20 protein-coding genes are annotated in these 16,867 nt (G+C 33.1%); 7 read left to right on the top strand and 13 right to left on the bottom strand.

From position 1 onward, the window contains the following. Window positions 1-42 precede the first annotated feature (42 nt). Entirely contained in the window at window positions 43-1,068 is a 1,026-nt protein-coding gene (locus Q5I06_RS04550) for a bifunctional 3,4-dihydroxy-2-butanone 4-phosphate synthase/GTP cyclohydrolase II (RefSeq protein ID WP_305516812.1), read from the top strand. Here the strand turns inward: Q5I06_RS04550 and cmoA are convergent. The 8 genes from cmoA to Q5I06_RS04510 form a co-directional block, all read right to left on the bottom strand. Further along, window positions 1,065-1,793, bottom strand: a complete 729-nt coding sequence (gene cmoA, locus Q5I06_RS04545; RefSeq protein WP_305516813.1) for a carboxy-S-adenosyl-L-methionine synthase CmoA — start codon at window positions 1,791-1,793, stop codon at window positions 1,065-1,067. The two genes, Q5I06_RS04550 and cmoA, sit on opposite strands and share 4 nt — an antisense overlap. Continuing rightward, a complete protein-coding gene (locus Q5I06_RS04540) occupies window positions 1,794-2,573 on the bottom strand; it encodes a thiazole synthase (protein ID WP_305516892.1) in 780 nt (259 codons plus the stop codon). Between the two features lie 69 nt (window positions 2,574-2,642). Further along, window positions 2,643-3,827 carry an MFS transporter gene (locus Q5I06_RS04535; protein ID WP_305516814.1) on the bottom strand — a complete coding sequence of 395 codons (1,185 nt, stop codon included), beginning with the start codon at window positions 3,825-3,827 and terminating at the stop codon, window positions 2,643-2,645. 96 nt (window positions 3,828-3,923) lie between these two features. Then, on the bottom strand, window positions 3,924-4,562 hold the full coding sequence (locus tag Q5I06_RS04530) for a superoxide dismutase (RefSeq protein ID WP_305516815.1): 639 nt from the start codon (window positions 4,560-4,562) through the stop codon (window positions 3,924-3,926). A 94-nt stretch (window positions 4,563-4,656) separates the two neighbouring features. Further along, window positions 4,657-4,902, bottom strand: a complete 246-nt coding sequence (locus tag Q5I06_RS04525) for a hypothetical protein (RefSeq protein WP_305516816.1) — start codon at window positions 4,900-4,902, stop codon at window positions 4,657-4,659. After that, the gene (locus Q5I06_RS04520; RefSeq protein WP_305516817.1) at window positions 4,895-5,722 is read right to left on the bottom strand and encodes a 3'-5' exonuclease; all 828 of its coding nucleotides are present in this window, start codon (window positions 5,720-5,722) and stop codon (window positions 4,895-4,897) included. The genes Q5I06_RS04525 and Q5I06_RS04520 overlap by 8 nt, the downstream gene beginning before the upstream one ends. Before the next feature lie 9 nt (window positions 5,723-5,731). Then, entirely contained in the window at window positions 5,732-6,361 is a 630-nt protein-coding gene (locus tag Q5I06_RS04515; protein WP_305516818.1) for a trimeric intracellular cation channel family protein, read from the bottom strand. Window positions 6,362-6,798: 437 nt separating this feature from the next. Further along, entirely contained in the window at window positions 6,799-7,506 is a 708-nt protein-coding gene (locus Q5I06_RS04510; protein ID WP_305516819.1) for a hypothetical protein, read from the bottom strand. Between the two features lie 185 nt (window positions 7,507-7,691). On the opposite strand from Q5I06_RS04510, the gene Q5I06_RS04505 reads away from it, so the two are divergent. From Q5I06_RS04505 to acpS, 6 genes are all read left to right on the top strand, one after another. Beyond that, window positions 7,692-9,272, top strand: coding sequence for an inorganic phosphate transporter (locus Q5I06_RS04505; RefSeq protein WP_305516820.1), 1,581 nt, complete (start codon window positions 7,692-7,694; stop codon window positions 9,270-9,272). Between the two features lie 95 nt (window positions 9,273-9,367). Next, on the top strand, window positions 9,368-10,681 hold the full coding sequence (locus tag Q5I06_RS04500; protein ID WP_305516893.1) for a hemolysin family protein: 1,314 nt from the start codon (window positions 9,368-9,370) through the stop codon (window positions 10,679-10,681). 74 nt (window positions 10,682-10,755) lie between these two features. Next, window positions 10,756-11,127: a hypothetical protein gene (locus Q5I06_RS04495; protein WP_305516821.1), complete on the top strand. Its 372-nt coding sequence runs from the start codon at window positions 10,756-10,758 to the stop codon at window positions 11,125-11,127. Further along, on the top strand, window positions 11,117-11,737 hold the full coding sequence (gene rsmD, locus Q5I06_RS04490; protein ID WP_305516822.1) for a 16S rRNA (guanine(966)-N(2))-methyltransferase RsmD: 621 nt from the start codon (window positions 11,117-11,119) through the stop codon (window positions 11,735-11,737). The genes Q5I06_RS04495 and rsmD overlap by 11 nt, the downstream gene beginning before the upstream one ends. Continuing rightward, entirely contained in the window at window positions 11,730-12,269 is a 540-nt protein-coding gene (gene fliL / locus Q5I06_RS04485) for a flagellar basal body-associated protein FliL (protein ID WP_305516823.1), read from the top strand. The genes rsmD and fliL overlap by 8 nt, the downstream gene beginning before the upstream one ends. After that, the gene (acpS, locus tag Q5I06_RS04480) at window positions 12,266-12,634 is read left to right on the top strand and encodes a holo-ACP synthase (protein WP_305516824.1); all 369 of its coding nucleotides are present in this window, start codon (window positions 12,266-12,268) and stop codon (window positions 12,632-12,634) included. Before fliL ends, acpS begins: the two co-directional genes overlap by 4 nt. Here the strand turns inward: acpS and Q5I06_RS04475 are convergent. Genes Q5I06_RS04475 through Q5I06_RS04455 form a run of 5 tightly spaced genes read right to left on the bottom strand, consistent with a single transcriptional unit; the run spans window position 12,624 to window position 16,866 of the window. After that, window positions 12,624-12,965 carry a branched-chain amino acid transporter permease gene (locus Q5I06_RS04475; protein ID WP_305516825.1) on the bottom strand — a complete coding sequence of 114 codons (342 nt, stop codon included), beginning with the start codon at window positions 12,963-12,965 and terminating at the stop codon, window positions 12,624-12,626. The two genes, acpS and Q5I06_RS04475, sit on opposite strands and share 11 nt — an antisense overlap. Then, entirely contained in the window at window positions 12,965-13,660 is a 696-nt protein-coding gene (locus Q5I06_RS04470; RefSeq protein ID WP_305516826.1) for an AzlC family ABC transporter permease, read from the bottom strand. Before Q5I06_RS04470 ends, Q5I06_RS04475 begins: the two co-directional genes overlap by 1 nt. Beyond that, a complete protein-coding gene (locus Q5I06_RS04465; RefSeq protein ID WP_305516827.1) occupies window positions 13,641-14,798 on the bottom strand; it encodes an ABC transporter permease in 1,158 nt (385 codons plus the stop codon). The genes Q5I06_RS04470 and Q5I06_RS04465 overlap by 20 nt, the downstream gene beginning before the upstream one ends. After that, a complete protein-coding gene (locus tag Q5I06_RS04460) occupies window positions 14,795-15,880 on the bottom strand; it encodes an ABC transporter permease (protein ID WP_305516828.1) in 1,086 nt (361 codons plus the stop codon). The genes Q5I06_RS04465 and Q5I06_RS04460 overlap by 4 nt, the downstream gene beginning before the upstream one ends. Then, window positions 15,877-16,866: an HlyD family secretion protein gene (locus Q5I06_RS04455; RefSeq protein ID WP_305516829.1), complete on the bottom strand. Its 990-nt coding sequence runs from the start codon at window positions 16,864-16,866 to the stop codon at window positions 15,877-15,879. Before Q5I06_RS04455 ends, Q5I06_RS04460 begins: the two co-directional genes overlap by 4 nt. Between the last annotated feature and the right edge of the window lies 1 nt (window position 16,867).

Below are 16,867 nucleotides of genomic sequence, written 5' to 3'. Positions count from 1 at the left end.
CTTAAGGTATAATTACAATACAAAATAGATGAAGGAAAATGGATGTCTTTAGAGCGAGTAAAAGAGGCTATAGATGCAATAAAAAATGGTGAGATGATTATTGTTATGGATGATGAAGATAGAGAAAATGAGGGTGACTTGGTAATGGCAGGTATTTTTTCAACTCCGGAAAAAATCAACTTCATGGCACAAGAAGCTAGGGGACTTATCTGTGTCTCTATCACTAAAGAAATCGCTCAAAAACTTGATCTTCCTCCGATGGTTAGCAACAATAGCTCTAATCATGAGACTGCCTTTACGGTCTCTATAGATGCAAAAGAAGCTAAAACAGGTATATCTGCATTTGAACGTGATCTAACCATCCGGTTAATGTGCGATGAAAACACCGCTCCTGATGACTTTGTCAAACCTGGTCACATATTCCCTTTGATAGCAAAAGACGGTGGGGTTTTAGTGAGAACAGGGCACACTGAAGCAAGTGTAGATATTTGCAAGATTGCTGGATTAAAACCAGTGAGCGTAATTTGCGAAATTATGAAAGAAGATGGCACGATGGCAAAAAGAGGGGATAAATTTTTAATAGATTTTGCCCAAAAACACAATCTAAAAATCCTCTATGTTTCAGATCTTATTAGCTATAGACTTCAACATGAAATTTTGATTGAAATCATTTCAAAAGAAAAAGTAGATTTTCTAGACACAATGTGCGAAAAAATTACCTTTAAAGATCATCTGAAAAGATGTCATTATGCCTTTAAAATTGGCAATAGCAAAACCCCTATTATACGATTCCACAAAATCACGACAGATTATGAATTATTGAGTAATACACAAGCATACGAATACTTGATGCGTTCCATTATCAAAATCAAGCAAGAAGGTGGCTATATTATATTTATAAACGATGATATGAATCACTCTGATGTAATCAAAGGTTTTGGAATCGGTGCACAGATGCTAAGATTATTGGATATCTCTGATTTTAAACTCATTAGCTCTAATAGCAGTCGTGAATATAATGCTATAAGTGGGTTTAACCTAAGATTATTAGAATATATCGAAGTTTAAGATTTTCTAGCAATAATAGTAGCGAAATTTATCCATTTGAAAAGAACTTCTACGCTTTTAAACCCTGCATTTTTCAAAATTTCTATGTTTTCTTCTAGGCTATAAGGAACAAGGACATTTTCAAGTGCCTCGCGCTTGATTGTGATTTCATTTTGTGTATAGCCCTGTTCTTTTTTATAATCATAGTATCTTTGTATCATTTCTCTATCTAATACTTTATCAGGACTACTCATTTTCTCGCTCATCACAAATATTCCACCTTCAATGATGCCTTTGAAAATACGATCAATCAAAGAGGTTCTATTGATTGGGCGTACAAATTGTATAGTGTAATTTGCAACAACTGCACAAGCTTTGTCAATATGAAAATCTAAAAAATCCCTACAAACAAAATCTATTTCTTTGCCATAGGTTTTTGCTTTTAGTTTCGCTCTCTCTATCATAGCACTTGAGTTATCAATTCCTATAAGGGAGTGCTGATGACCTTTTTCCAACCTATTGGAAAGTTCAAGCAAAAAAGTCCCGGTCGAACAACCCAAGTCATATACAACACCCCCATTTTGTCCAATTTTTTCAAGACAATTCTTTACAAAATCTACGCTAAGACCAAGTGATTGAGCATAAAAAGGAATAGAACGAGCAACCATATCATCAAAAACACTCGCTACCCCCTCATCAAATTCAAACTGTTTTAAAGGAGGAGTTAAAAATATCTCATCTTTCATTTAAAGATTTGCCATCCCAAAAATAGGAGAACTTGCACTAGCATAAGACTTTTTCTCTATTCGTCCAGCCAAAAAACTTTTTCTTCCTGAAATTACTGCATATTTCATTGCTTCTGCCATCATTACAGGATTCTTAGCCATTGCAATCGCCGTATTAGTCAAAACCGCATCAGCCCCAAGCTCCATAGCAATTGCAGCATCAGATGCACAACCAACTCCTGCATCAACAATCACAGGAACACTAATCGCCTCTTTAATAAAGCTAATATTGTATCTATTTTGAATCCCTAACCCACTTCCAATGGGTGCAGCTAGCGGCATCACAGCTGCAGCTCCCGCAGCTTCAAGTCTTTTTGCAACAATAGGATCATCGCTTGAGTATGCAAGAACACAAAATCCCTCTTTTGATAAAACTTCACAAGCTTTAATCGTCTCTATCACATCAGGATAAAGTGTTTTTTGTGTATCCCCAATAATTTCAAGCTTGATAAAATCAATTCCAGTAGCCTCTCTGATAAGCCTAAATAAAACGATTGCTTCTTCTGCTGTGGTGCAACCTGCAGAATTTGGAAGAAATTGAATATTTGTATCTTTAAAATATTCTAATAAATTTTCTTGATTTTTTTCCGTAATATTTATCCTTCTAACAGCAACTGTTATCATCTCTGCAGATGAAGCCAAAGTGGCTTCTTTAGTGGTGGCAAAATCTTTATATTTGCCACTCCCTACTATTAGTCTTGAACTGAATGTTTTATGAGCGATTTTCAATGTATCTTTCATCATAATCTCACCTTAATAACTTGATATTTAAACCGATTATATCAAATATATCTCAAGTGCTCAATAAAATCAGTGCTTGGATTTTAGAACCAAAAACAACAAAGCAATCACATACATCAACCCACCAAAAATACAAAACATTTTTATTAATCCAAAAGAATTCACCACAGGTTGAGTGATGATTGGAGAGATGAATTGTCCCATAAAAAGAGAAGCTGCTAAAAACCCGTATGCTTTGGCCTTTTCTGTATCTTTTGCTAGTTTAAAAAGCCAAGAACTATTATTTACCATCATAAAACCTAGTCCAGCCCCCATCAAAACAAATGCTACAAGCGTCATAGGATAATTATGAAAAATCCCAACTGCCATAAACGATGAGCCGATCAAAAACAAAGCTAAAAAATAGATTTTAAAAATACTCAAATAACTACGCAATCGGTTATAAAACAAAGAAAAAATCGCCATTGATACAGAAGCTACAGCCATCGATATACCAACTTTTGAACCATTCATTTGAAGTGTATTGATAATAAAAGAAGGTAATTGTGTAGGAGCAACATAAAACATCGCCATACAAAAAACACCTAATAAATAAACAGGAACAAACTTTACAAAATCAAAATTTTCCTTTATATGAGTGTCTTTTTTTTCTATACTATGACGCACGGGCTCAAATAAAACAAAAATTGCCAAAATCATTATCGCAATTCCTAATAAATAAGCCAAAAAAGGATACCGCCAATCAATATTAGAAAGATACCCCCCCATCATCAAAAATACCGCACCGCCAAATGCCATAAAAAAACCTTGCAAACTCAATGCTTTTTCTCTTTTTATTCCTGTGTAATAATCGCTCAATAAAACACTCACCCCTGTCATTAAAAATGCCGTAGCAATTCCAAAAATAGCTCTAGAAATAAGCAATAAATAAATGTTATCCAGAAAAAATCCACTTGTCCCCATCACGCTCCAAACAACCAATGATGGGTAAATCAACTTAAGCCTTCCAAATCGCTCTAACATAAAGCCAGAAATAGGAGAGAAAATCATAATAAAAAGAGCGGGTAAAGTCAAAATAAGCTTGGATAAAAAATCAATATTTTGCACATCCGAAAAATGCTTCTCCAAAGCAGGTAAAGATGGAGCGATTAATGTACTCCCAAGCACAGTAGTGGCTGCAATAGAAAAAAGTGCTGTCTTAAAAATAATACTATCAGTCTTTTTATCTTGCAATGAAGAATCTTGTGTCTGCATAGTTTGTTCCTTATAAAATAATTATTGTTGCATATGCAACTATTCTCTAAATACATAAAAAAACCCGCAGATAAATGCGGGTTCAATAGAAAAAAATCAAGCTTTTTTATGAATATCATTCATATAAAATCTTACTGAATTTATTCCTTCTTTTTGTGCCCATTGGTAAGCTTGTGAAACAAATTCCCAATTGATATGATTATAAAACTTGTCTAAATAAGTGGCTCTAGCGTTTTTATGATCAACATAATAAGCATGTTCCCAAACATCCACTACCAATACAGGAATTTTGCCTTCTGTAACGGGAGTAGCAGCGTTGCTTGTTTGAATGATCTCAAGCTTATTTGAAGCTTTATCATACACTAGCCAACACCATCCAGAACCAAACAAAGTCGTGGCAGATTTCAAATAAGTCTCTTTAAAATTATCTAAAGAACCAAAATCTTTATTGATAGCTTCTTGAAGCTCTGGGCTCATTTGAGTTTGCTTTGGAGCGATACAATCCCAATAAAAATCATGATTGTATACCTGTGCTGCGTTGTTAAACAAACCAGCCTTTGCCTTAGTTACAATATCAAACAATTCACTATTGGCAAATTCTGTGCCCTCTATAAGAGCATTAAGATTTGTTATGTAGGTTTGATGATGTTTTCCATAGTGGAAATCAAATGTAACCGGACTCAAAAAATCTCCCATACTGTCCTTAGGATAAGGTAATTTTCTTAATTCAAACATAGTTATCTCCTGTTGTAATTTGGTTTAGTTGTAACACGATGAAATTATAATCATTTTAGCTTTATGATGGATAAATGAGAATAAATTTACCTTATCAATCTTTTATATCTTTGAGTGAATGCAACCATTGTAAATTAAATTCTATTTCCTTGCCACATTTTTGCAAAAGACTATCTCTAATAGATGTAAGCGAGTGCACATCTAAAGACTTCATCATTTCTATATTCAAGCTAGTGCTATCAGAAGAAGTTTTAAGTCGATTTAAAAGCGATTGTATCTCTATAATCAAATCCTCTTTAGTTATAAATTCGCCATTTTTAGTTATATAATTATTAGGCATTCTTGAGCTCTTCTTTGATAGCATTTATAAAAACATCTGTATATCCCATATCTTTAGGTATTTTGTGGGCAAACCCATCTAGGATACTGAAATAATCCCCCAAAATCATTTCCCCTTTTAAAAGTTCATACTTTAGATATAACCAATATGTATTCAAGACATCACTTTGGCAATACTCATCGATTTTTGCAATTCTTGTTTGAAGTTCCATCTCTTTATCATAAAAAATCTTATAAACCTGATTTCCACTCATATCGTATTTTCCAGGTATATTGAGCATCGAGCAGATATTATCAAGCTTGAGATTTCTAATCATTCCAAAATGCCCTAAACTATCAAGCAAATCAGTGTGAAAACGTTCAGAAAATCTCTGACGATAATTTTCCCATTTTGTCTTATTGAATGCACTATTATCCTGTTCATAATAACCATGTGCTGATAGATTATATTTCATTGCTCTTAGCATTATAGTTGGTAAATCAAACCCTCTTCCATTGAAACTTACAAGCTTTGGTTGAGATTTATTGATAAATTTCAAAAAATCCTCAATAATTGATTTCTCTGTATCTTCAGTATTTAGATTATTTGCTTTTCCAAAATTTCCAACCTTGATAAAATGACCATATTCATCTGCAATCACACTTGATATAGAAACAATCCTATGCAAATAAATAGGTAAAAAATCGCTTCCGCTTTTTTCTTTCTGATCCGTCATCGCTTTTTGACAGATTTCTATTTCAGAAAGTTCCTCTAAGTCAGTAAAATTTTTTTGAATTATCCCAATATCTGGAACAGTTTCAATATCAAATACACAAAGCATTATTTTTCCTTAATCTTTATTTTTTTGCTTGTCTTCATAATTAAAAACAGGTAATCCCATTTTATAATAAATTGCCAAAAGTCTCAAAATCACTCCACAAACTAGAGCAATAAAAGTTGCAATATAGCTCTCAATACCAAGATACTCGATAAGCACATAATACAAACTCGCCACCAGCATTGCTACTCCAGCATAAAGTTCTTTTTGGAACACCAAAGGAATGCGATTGCAAAAAATATCTCTCAAAACTCCACCAAAAACCCCTGTAATCACAGCACTGATAACAATAAGCACAAACCCATAGCCCATATTCCTAGCTATTTCAGCACCAATAATACTAAAAAGAACTAGCCCCAAAGCATCCAAAAACAAAAATAATGCCTCAAGTCTGCCCATAATTGAGGGAATTCTAGTAGTTAAAATAGCCCCAAAGCAAATAATGATGATATAATAAGGATTTTCAACCCAAGTAAGTGGATAATGTCCAAAAAGAACATCTCGAATAGATCCTCCACCAATCGCACTCACAATGGCTATAAATATAACACCAAAAAGATCCATCTTATGACGTCCTGCCGCTAATGCTCCACTCATACCCTCTGCGGTGATTCCGATGATATAAAGTATTGTTAATAACATCACAATCCTAATTTTCTAAATTTCTTCCAAAAAATTCTATGTAATATATCTAATTTTTTTTGGAAGTCAAAATCAACATACACTAAAATATTCATACGCATACCAAAAATATATGCCACAGTTAGAAGCAAAATCACAAAAGCTGCTTTTAACACAAAAATCTATATCTTTATATTTGAGAAAAACATTTATGAGGATTGATTTTGAAGCTAGATATGCACAGATTAAACGGTTCAAAATAATACATAATCTAGAATTCTAAATTAGATTTTTGATATTTTATACACGTCATAAATAATAATAGCTCCTGTTACAACTAGAGCTAAAACTGAAAACACCATTGCTAAAGTTGCTAGAGTTATTTTAAATCTCCTAATTCCTTAAATTTTTTTATCAAAAAAATAAATAAAATAATAACCACCACCTAGATTACTAATCTATATAAATAAATCAATTGGAAATCCAAAAACAAGCATTACTGAAAATGGAAAAAATGTTTCTTTGATAGAAGATGTTGTAGATAAGTATGTTGAAGGGGGATCAGGTCTATAAATTGATCCTGAAGAGGGATGATCTTGATATTTTATATTTAAGTCCCCCATTGCTTGTGTATAACCTATGTTTGTTTCAAAACTGATATAAAAATTTCTCTTTGAGTATCTTATGCCTAGCATCAAGTTAGATAAAAATAAATAATCATTTTTTGGAGTGATTTTAAAATCTGTCCGCCTATAGGAGGCATATGCATAGTGATCGAATATAAAGTCGCTATATTTAAAATTATTTTTTGCAAAACCTAATCCAAATCCAACATAAAATCCCAAATTATTGCCATAAGACATATCATCTCCTACCAAATAGGCAAACTCAAAAAGATTTCTATTTTTCAAGGGATTTTGATAATCATCAACCCAACTATTCGTATAGTTGTAACGAACAAAAAAACCTTGATTTGAATATTTATATTCATACCCAATTCTAAAACTATAATCGTAATTAATTTTAGATTTTAAATCTAATTTTGTAGTGGTATCTTCCAATTTAGTATTAGGAAATGTTGTACCACTAGCTATTTCTAAAAGAATATTACCCCCTTGTGCATATGTAGAGATCGTTAGAATGCACACTAGTAAAAAATTTCTCAAAATAAACCTATTAATTTAAATTTTTATTATTTTATCTAATAATCCTTATCTAATAAAATTTTAAACATCTCCAATTGTAAAATATAACCCTTGAGCTATTCTAATAACCTTATCTTGTAAGCAAATTATAAGTTTGCTTTAGCAAAGTTTTTGGTATCATACCCAAAATCAGCCGGAGACTAAAAGTGGAGTTCAAAGACTTAGATCAATTCCAAAAAACCAACAAAAAATTCCAAAAAGAAAGCCTAAAAATAGGTTTTATTATGGTATTTGCGATACTTATTTCTGTTATAGCGGTTATTTTTGGAAACACTTCAAATGCCTTATTGCTAGTTTTTGCTACCATAGTAGGCGGATATATGGCAATGAGTATTGGTGCGAATGATGTAGCAAACAATGTAGGACCAGCTGTGGGTTCTAAAGCTATTACCTTAGCTGGTGCAATAGCAATTGCCGCCATTTGTGAAGCAAGTGGAGCTATTATAGCTGGTGGAGATGTTGTAGATACTATCAAATCAGGCATTATTGATCCCATCAGCATTGCCGATCCGAAAATCTTCGTAGGTGTAATGATAGCTGCACTAGTTTCTGGTGCAATATGGGTTCATCTAGCCACTATTTTAGGTGCTCCTGTCTCTACGACTCACTCCATCGTTGGTGGAATTCTGGGAGCTGGAATCGCTGCTGGAGGTCTAGGAGTTGCACATTGGGGAGTTTTGGGTGGCATTGTGGCGAGTTGGATCATCTCTCCTTTGATGGGAGGAATTTTTGCGGTGATATTTTTGATGATTATCAAAAAAACCATCACTTACAAACAAGACAAAAAACTTGCGGCCAAAAAAGTGGTCCCAATTTTAATATTCCTAATGACTTGGACATTTGGACTCTATCTAATCTTAAAAGGACTTAAAAAAATCATTCCTATTGAGTTCTCATCTGCATTGATTTTAAGCTTTTTAATAGCATTGTGTGTGTATTTTGTAGCCAAACCATTTGTTTACAAAAAAGCTGATTCCCTTCAAAATACAAAAGAGGAAATTAATGCACTTTTTAGCATCCCTCTTATCTTTGCTGCAGCACTTTTGAGCTTTGCACACGGAGCAAATGATGTGGCAAATGCTATTGGACCTCTCGCAGCTATCAATCAAGCTCTTGGAAGTCTTCAAAGCATAGGTAAAAGTGCGAGTGTGCCTTTGTGGATCATGATTGTTGGAGGACTTGGAATCTCTTTAGGACTTGCCTTATATGGTCCCAAACTAATCAAAACAGTAGGGAGCGAAATCACAGAACTAGATAAAATAAGGGCATTTTGTATTGCCCTCTCAGCAGCTCTAACAGTGCTAGTTGCATCTGGACTTGGTCTTCCTGTGAGCTCTACTCATATTGCTATTGGAGCAGTATTTGGAGTTGGTTTTTTAAGAGAATATCTCAAAAAAAGATACCACGAAATGCAAGAAAAGATCATCAAAGCCCACAAAGGAAAAGATTCAAAAGTTATCGCAGAGTTTTTGGAAAAATTCAACAAAGCAAGTGTAAAAAGAAAAGGTGCAATGCTTGAGAGTTTGAAAAAAATAAGCAAAAAATCCTCTCTACCAATTCTAAACAAAAAAGAAAAAAAATCACTCAAAAAAGCCTATAAAAATGAACTAGTCAAACGCAGTGCGATTAATAAAATCATCGCTTCTTGGATTATAACCGTTCCTGCCTCAGCAGTATTAGGAGCTATCGCTTATTTTGTGGTAAAAGCCATAAACATCAATCTTTAGTAATTCAAACACATTTTTATGATAAAATATTTCAATAACATAGGAATTGTCCTAAAATCAAGGAGTATTACTTGGACCCGTATCAGTCGGTTTTAATGTTTATTTTCGCGATATTTTTAGTTCTTTTAAATGCCTTTTTTGTCCTTTCTGAATTTGCTATTGTAAAGATCAGAAAATCTCGACTTGAAGAGCTTTGTAAATCCGATAAATTAAATGCAAAATTAGCCTTGAAAATCTCCAATCAACTAGATACTTATTTAAGTGCAACACAACTTGGAATCACCCTCTCCTCTTTGGCACTTGGCTGGATAGGAGAACCTGCTGTAGCAAAATTATTGAGCATACCACTTGAAAAAATTTTTGATGCTTCTTCAGTGATTACTCATACCATTAGCTTTATTGTAGCCTTTACTTTTATAACACTTTTACATGTTGTATTGGGTGAAATCGTCCCAAAATCCATAGCTATTGCTAGATCTGAAAGTGCTGCATTATTTGTTGCAAGACCTTTATATTCATTTTGGATTGTATTTTATCCTGTGATAAGACTATTTGATATTCTAGCTGCTTTTTTTCTCAAGAGACTGGGGATACAACCAGCTAAAGAACAAGACAATATTCACTCTGAAGAAGAATTAAAAATTATTGTCGGAGAAAGTTTAAAAGGTGGCTTTATTGATTCAATCGAAGGTGAAATTATTAAAAATGCGGTTGATTTTTCCGATACCATAGCTAAAGAAATTATGACGCCTAGAAAAGATATGATTTGTTTAAATGCAGAAAAAACCTATGAGGAAAATATACAAATTGTAATGGATAGCCGCCATACTAGATATCCATATTGCGAAGGTAGCAAAGACAATGTGATAGGAATGATACACATTAGAGATTTACTTACAAATTCAGTATTTGAAGCAGACAACAGAGAGCTTAAAAGTCTGGTTAGAGAAATAATTATCGTTCCTGAAAGTGCTTCAGTTTCGCAAATACTTATCAAAATGAATAAAGAACAAATCCATACCGCTCTGGTTATTGACGAATATGGTGGAACCGCGGGACTTCTAACGATGGAAGATATTATTGAAGAAATTATGGGGGATATCTCCGATGAACACGATCTAAAAACAGAGGATATGCATCAAATTGATGAAAATACCTATGAATTTGATGGAATGATGGATTTAGAGAGCGTAGAAGAGATTATGGATGTGGAGTTTGATGATGAGTGTGATCAAGTAACCATCGGTGGTTATGTCTTTGGGATGCTAGGAAGACTTCCTATTGTTGGAGATTGTGTGAGCGATAAAAATTGTGAATTTGAAATTTCCAGCATGGATGGTGCGAGAATCAAAAGACTAAAAGTTAGAAAAATCTTTAAAGAACAAACCTTAGAACCAAAAGAAGCCTAAAAATCATCTTAATATATGGATAGCTAAGAGAGAAAATTATATAATCAAAAAAAATAAACATAGATGGAGTTTAAGTGAAAGTCTCAATTATGTGTGAATCAATGCTTCTTCAAGATGCTTTATCTTACTATCTAAAAGATATACTGACAACATTTAATGATTGTGAATTTGTTATCTCTGATACTCCACTGCAAATATCCAAACCACTCTGTATTATTGGATCTACATCCCAATCAGATATAAAGAAACCTTTCACACAAGTGAGCTTATCCAAAGATCTGCAAAATTTCTACCATCATAAGGTTAAATCTACTAAAATCATTGCCAATACAATTCCTGAAAATTTTTTGAATATAAAAAATCCCGAATTAAAGCTACAGATTGATTCTATATTGGAAGAATTTTCAAGTAAAATTTATCAAACACTCAAAAATAATGGACAATAAATCTACGATCAAGATTATTGGGGGTAAATTTAAAGGCGTAAATCTTAAAATGCCTACAACAAACCTCACAAGATCAAGTAAATCTATTTTGAAAGAATCACTATTTAATACTATTTCTTCAGATGTGATAGAAAGCTGCTTTATTGAGGCATTTGCTGGAACAGGTTCTATAGGATTAGAGGCCTTGAGTCGTGGAGCAAAAGAGGCTTGGTTTTTTGAAAACAATAAAAGTTCTTTCGATATTTTGAGTTCAAATATATTGCTTTTAAAAAAAAGAGATCCAAATATTCTTGCTAACGGATTTTACGGGGATACATTTGAGATTTTACATCAACATATCAATAAAAACACGACAAAAAAAATCATTTATTTTGATCCACCATTTAATATAAGAGAGAATTATGCCGATGTATATTCCAAATGTACTAGATTATTAGAAGAAATTCTAAATCCAAGTATATTTTTGGTGGTTTTTGAACATATGAGTGAATATAAACCTCCTAAAAATATCAAACATTTTAGTATAATAAAACAAAAAAAATTCGGTAAAAGCTCATTAACATACTATATCGAATCCAATTTTAATAATACAAAGGAAACCAATGGCTGAAGAAAAAGAAGTAACCGAAGAACAACAGGCTCCAAAACAAAATAAAACTTTGATTTTTGTTATTATTGGGGTAATTGTATTTTTGCTAATAATTGGTATTGTTGCAGGAGTATTGCTCTTAGGTGGCAATAAAAGTGATGATGAGGCAAAAGACTCTGAAGCCACAGCAAGTGCTCAGTTGCAAAAAAAGCCTAATGGAGAAGCTAGAACTTCTAATTATCTCAATATTGGACCATTGTATCAAATGCCAGAGCCTTTTATTGTCAATTTAGTAACTCAAAGTGGTCGTCGTTATCTTAAGACTTCAATCAGTTTGGAACTTAGCAATGAAAAACTACAAAAAGAAGTTGAGGCAAAATCCACTATCATCCAAGATAGCATTATAGAAATCCTATCTTCAAAATCTATCGAAGAAATAGCTACAACAAAAGGTAAAGATCGCTTAAAAGATGAGATTGTTAATAGAATCAATAGTTTTTTAATTGATGGCTATATTAAAAATGTTTTTTTCACTGAGTTTGTGATTCAATGATTGGAATTGATATTGTAGCTATTTCTCGTATTGAAAAAAATCTCAAAAGATATGGGGAGGATTTTTTGAATAAATTCCTCAATCAAGAAGAAATTCTTCTGGTAAACAATTCATCAGGGTATAAAGTTTCCACCATAGCTGGATTTTGGGCAGCAAAAGAAGCTTGTTCAAAAGCCTTGGGAGTTGGAATTTGCGAAGATTTGAGATTTTTTGATATCAAATTATCTAAAAGTAAAAAAAATGCTCCTCTCATAATTCTAAGCGAAAAAAAAATGAAATTCTTTAATATAGATGCAATCTCCGTAAGTATTAGCCATGATGGAGGATTTGCAATTGCAGCAGTGATGGCAAAATTTAAAAATTAAAAAAACTATTCAAAATATTACTTTGAATCAAATACATATACAAAATCGTTCCTGCAATAATGCTAACTACAGATATTTTCAATACAATTTGCAATACAACTACACATAAAAGTGCAAGAATTTCATTACTTCCAAAAGGAGAAATGTTTATGTCTATATCCTTTAAACAATACACAATCAACATTCCAACAATCGCATTAGGCAAGACTTTACCAAGATAACACAAAAAATTAGGGGCATTTCGCTTAGAATTAAATATCATAAAAGGCAAAGCACGACTAAGAAATGTAACCACAACAATCACCAAAACAACCACTATCGAATCAAACATTAGCACTCCAATTTTTTTCTCAATAACATTAAAATAAAAGTCATCAAAACAAGTGAAGGTAACAAAAAGCTTCCTCCCCACAACAACAAGCAAATCACACTAGTGAAAATACCTACAATAGCAGGAGTGTGGTTTGAACTATGTTTCCATTGCTCCATAAAGATCACCATAAAGATCGCTGTCATCACAAAATCAACACCCCTAGAATCAAAACTAAACTTTGATCCAATTAGCGACCCAGCCAAACTCCCAATAATCCAATAAATATGATTGAGCAAAGCAATAAAAAACATAAAATAGGTTTCATTTGTTCCTTCTTGTGGTTTTTTGACATTAAAAAGAGCAAAAGTTTCATCAGTGAGTGAATGTATCATATAGGGAAGTTTTTTGCCCATTTTTGAAAACCTATCAAGCATACTGATACTATAAAATATCTGTCTAGCATTAACCATAGCAGATAAGACAACAACACTCCAAATTCCTATTCCACTTGCCAATAAGCCTATAGCTACAAATTGCATTGCTCCTGCATAGATGAATACAGACATAAAAAATGCCCAAACAAAATCATATCCGCTCTTATCTAAAAGCACTCCAAACGCAAACCCCATCAATAAATATCCCATCATAATAGGAATAGTGTGAGGAAAAGCATCCTTTAATGCTATAAAAATCTCATCTTTTCTCTGAATCATTCACATTCCCCATTTTTTGTCTTATCACCAAAACACATATCATCACACAACCAATGCAAAGCCCCAAAAGCCAGAAAAAATCATTCATCACAAGATGCAAATCTGCCCCCATTTGATTGATGCGAATAAAGCCATTAACACCCTCAAATGCAGGAATAAAATGGATTGCCCACACAATAGGTTTTGGCAAAAGCTCTAATGGCCAAATAAATCCCATCATAAAAATCAAAGGCAAGGAAGAAATAAGTACGATCTGAGTTGGCAAAGCTGGATGATTTATCAAAAGCCCCAAAAGTGTTCCAAAACTTGCACAACACAAAATAAATATCGCAGAAAAACACCAAAAAGAAACAATATCTGCACCGATATTCACTCCATACAATTGAAATAAAAATCCAAAATATAACAAAAATAAAACCACATAAATACAAAAAAAGGCAAACATTCTAGCTAAAACCAACTTTAATCCTCCTATTTCATTCCAATAACCCTTAATGCCTTTGAGATTTTGTTCATTTTGTGTAGCTCCCAAAATCCCAGCACCAGCTATTAATGTCTGATGTAAGATAAACACAAGAATCGCCGCTAGTGCATAATTTATGTATCCTACAGTGGGATTGTATAGCGGAATAGAGTCACGTACAATAAGATCTATATCTTCGTTTTGAGATTTTCCCTCAAACAATAAACGTCTAAGTTTTATATTAGCAGAAAACTCTTCAACCGCTCTATGTATGCCATCTATAACGGCTCCATAGATCAAGAAATAAGAAGCATTTGCCAAATAAAAAACCTCAACAGGAATATGTCTATAAACACTTGCTTCAAAACCATTAGGAATTTGTAAAATTCCATAAACTTTTCCCTGATTTAAAAGTTCTTGAGCTTTTTTCATTGAAGAAGTAACTTTATCAACATCAACCTCAGCACTAGCTTGAACTAAAAAAATCAATTTTTTAGACAAGGTTGTATTGTCATTATCTACAACAACGATTTTTTGAGATTGAACTATGTTATTCTTATAAGGTGCGGGATACAAAAATGCATAAAGAAACGAACCCACAATAACCACAAAAATAACAGGAATATTGGTAAAAATAGCACGAAATTCTTCAAAAACAACGCGTGTAAAACTCACTTCTGTCCCCTCAAGTGTTCTATCAATACCCCTAATGGAAAAAAGACAAAAAATGGCAACATTTTAGCTATAACTTTAAGAGAATCCATTGAATCTAAGCCGTAATTTGCTTGTTGTAAGTAAAGCTCCATAAAATAAGAAATAGGTAAAATATGACTCCAAAAAAGCGCAAATCCATCCATTGCGTTTTGCGGATAAGTGATTCCAGCAAACGCCAATCCAGGTGCAGTATAAGCAGCAATAACACCCACGCTTTTTGCCATATTGTGCAAAAATGCTTGAACAAACATTACAATACCGCTAATTGCACAACTCATCGCTAAAATACCCAAGAATAAAACATTATAACTTCCATTCATGGGGTATCCTATGGTTTGAAAAAAAACCATCATAGCCATCCCCCAAAAACTAGAGACAACCACATTCATTCCAAATGCTAATAAGTATTTTTTTGCACCAGAAATTTTTCCTATGGCATTTAACATTCCCAATGCGATCAATATCTGCCAAGCACATGGCAAAATTAAAGTTATCAAAAACTGTGCATAATCATTGCTAGGATTATACAGTGCTCCAATTGTAGAAACAACGGGCATTGCTCCTGAAAAGGCTATTTCAAAATTAGAACTCTTGATAAGTTTCCTAATGGTATCATTTTTTGCATTCATGGTCGCAATTACCTTCAAAAAAGAACTATCAAGAGCTTTTCCAATCAATACAAACTGTGCATTATAGTAAAATCCTATCTTGGTTTCTATGCCCAACTTGATATTCTTTTCTAGTCCATTGGGAATAATTACAAGTCCATAAATATTCCCTTCATTTAGATCAGCCTTAGCTTCAAGAATAGAATTGTATTTTTTAACAACTCTCAGAGTTGAAGTTGAATCAAGATTGAATTCAACTTCTCTTGAAATCCCACTTTTGTCACCATCAATCACTCCAATAGGAAGTTCTGTAGGCAATCGAATATAAAATATACTATAAATAAGCAGTGCTATAGGTATAGGCAAAATAAAATAAATAGCACACAACATTTTGTTTCTAGCAAAATACACAAGTGCTTTTTTGTAATCAATCATTTACTTGGATCTAATTTTACAAGCACACTCATGCCTACACGCAAACCTTCAACCTCTTGTATAGGCTTTGCTTCAATCTCAAAACTTTTCATATCATAGCCTTTGGTTGCCGAAGTTGCCTTCCAAGTAGCAAATTCACCCATAACAGAGACATAATCAACTTTGAAGGTCACCTTTTTTTCAAGTGCAGGTATATAAGCTTGAAAATCTTGACCCACTTGAAATCTTTTGAGATATTTTTCAGGTACAGCAATTTTAAGCCAAGCTTGTTTCATATCCACAATCAAAGCAACGGGAAATCCGCTAGGACTAAGTTCTCCACTATGTAAAAGAATATTACTCACCTCTCCATCAATTGGAGCATAAGTCTGAATGTCTTTAATATAAGCTTGAACTTCGCTTACCTGCCCTTTTGCTGCACGTTCTTTTTCAAAAGCTGCCTTTTTGATCTCTGCACTCGCACCATCTAAGGCAATTTTATATTGTTGATAAGCAGTATTTTCGTTGTATTTTGCACTCTCATAAGCAGTATAAGCTTCATCTCTTCTTTGCAAACTCACTACGCCATTATCATAGAGGCTTTGAATTCTATTGTAAGTTTTTTCCGCTAAACTAGCCATAGTTTTTGCACTCTGCCAAATATCTTTTGCGGAAATAATAGTTTCTTCTCTAGTTCCTTTATGGGTTTCATCGCTTAATGCCTTTGCTGCCTCATAACCTGCTTGTGCTTGAGTGAGTTTTGCTTCTAATTCAGGGCTCTTAATAGTATATATCAAATCGCCTTTTTTAACTTTATCGCCTTTTTTAACAAAAATCTCATCAATCCTTCCAGCAAGTTTTGAGCTCACACTATATTCTTTTGCACTGATTTGTCCTTGTAAAATTTGAGGTTTGGGACTATATGCTTTATAAAATGTAACACAAAGCCAAATCAAAATAATTGCAATAAAACCTCCTATCGCAAATAATTCAATTTTTTTATTCATT

Origin of the sequence: Helicobacter cappadocius (assembly GCF_030688855.1) — a bacterium.
In the GTDB taxonomy this organism is placed as follows: Bacteria; Campylobacterota; Campylobacteria; order Campylobacterales; family Helicobacteraceae; genus Helicobacter_J; species Helicobacter_J cappadocius.
The sequence above is the reverse complement of the archived record's forward strand: the minus strand, read 5'-3'. Positions and strand labels throughout refer to the sequence as shown.

Excerpts from the sequence above, each read along its gene's own strand:
- Q5I06_RS04470 (WP_305516826.1), bottom strand. The coding sequence starts at position 13,660 with ATGATTCAGAGAAAAGATGAGATTTTTATAGCATTAAAGGATGCTTTT.
- Q5I06_RS04460 (WP_305516828.1), bottom strand. The coding sequence starts at position 15,880 with ATGATTGATTACAAAAAAGCACTTGTGTATTTTGCTAGAAACAAAATG.
- Q5I06_RS04475 (WP_305516825.1), bottom strand. The coding sequence starts at position 12,965 with ATGTTTGATTCGATAGTGGTTGTTTTGGTGATTGTTGTGGTTACATTT.
- Q5I06_RS04530 (WP_305516815.1), bottom strand. The coding sequence starts at position 4,562 with ATGTTTGAATTAAGAAAATTACCTTATCCTAAGGACAGTATGGGAGAT.
- acpS (WP_305516824.1), top strand. The coding sequence starts at position 12,266 with ATGATTGGAATTGATATTGTAGCTATTTCTCGTATTGAAAAAAATCTC.
- Q5I06_RS04455 (WP_305516829.1), bottom strand. The coding sequence starts at position 16,866 with ATGAATAAAAAAATTGAATTATTTGCGATAGGAGGTTTTATTGCAATT.
- Q5I06_RS04540 (WP_305516892.1), bottom strand. The coding sequence starts at position 2,573 with ATGAAAGATACATTGAAAATCGCTCATAAAACATTCAGTTCAAGACTA.
- fliL (WP_305516823.1), top strand. The coding sequence starts at position 11,730 with ATGGCTGAAGAAAAAGAAGTAACCGAAGAACAACAGGCTCCAAAACAA.
- Q5I06_RS04550 (WP_305516812.1), top strand. The coding sequence starts at position 43 with ATGTCTTTAGAGCGAGTAAAAGAGGCTATAGATGCAATAAAAAATGGT.
- Q5I06_RS04535 (WP_305516814.1), bottom strand. The coding sequence starts at position 3,827 with ATGCAGACACAAGATTCTTCATTGCAAGATAAAAAGACTGATAGTATT.
- Q5I06_RS04500 (WP_305516893.1), top strand. The coding sequence starts at position 9,368 with ATGTTTATTTTCGCGATATTTTTAGTTCTTTTAAATGCCTTTTTTGTC.
- rsmD (WP_305516822.1), top strand. The coding sequence starts at position 11,117 with ATGGACAATAAATCTACGATCAAGATTATTGGGGGTAAATTTAAAGGC.
- cmoA (WP_305516813.1), bottom strand. The coding sequence starts at position 1,793 with ATGAAAGATGAGATATTTTTAACTCCTCCTTTAAAACAGTTTGAATTT.
- Q5I06_RS04525 (WP_305516816.1), bottom strand. The coding sequence starts at position 4,902 with ATGCCTAATAATTATATAACTAAAAATGGCGAATTTATAACTAAAGAG.
- Q5I06_RS04520 (WP_305516817.1), bottom strand. The coding sequence starts at position 5,722 with ATGCTTTGTGTATTTGATATTGAAACTGTTCCAGATATTGGGATAATT.
- Q5I06_RS04515 (WP_305516818.1), bottom strand. The coding sequence starts at position 6,361 with ATGTTATTAACAATACTTTATATCATCGGAATCACCGCAGAGGGTATG.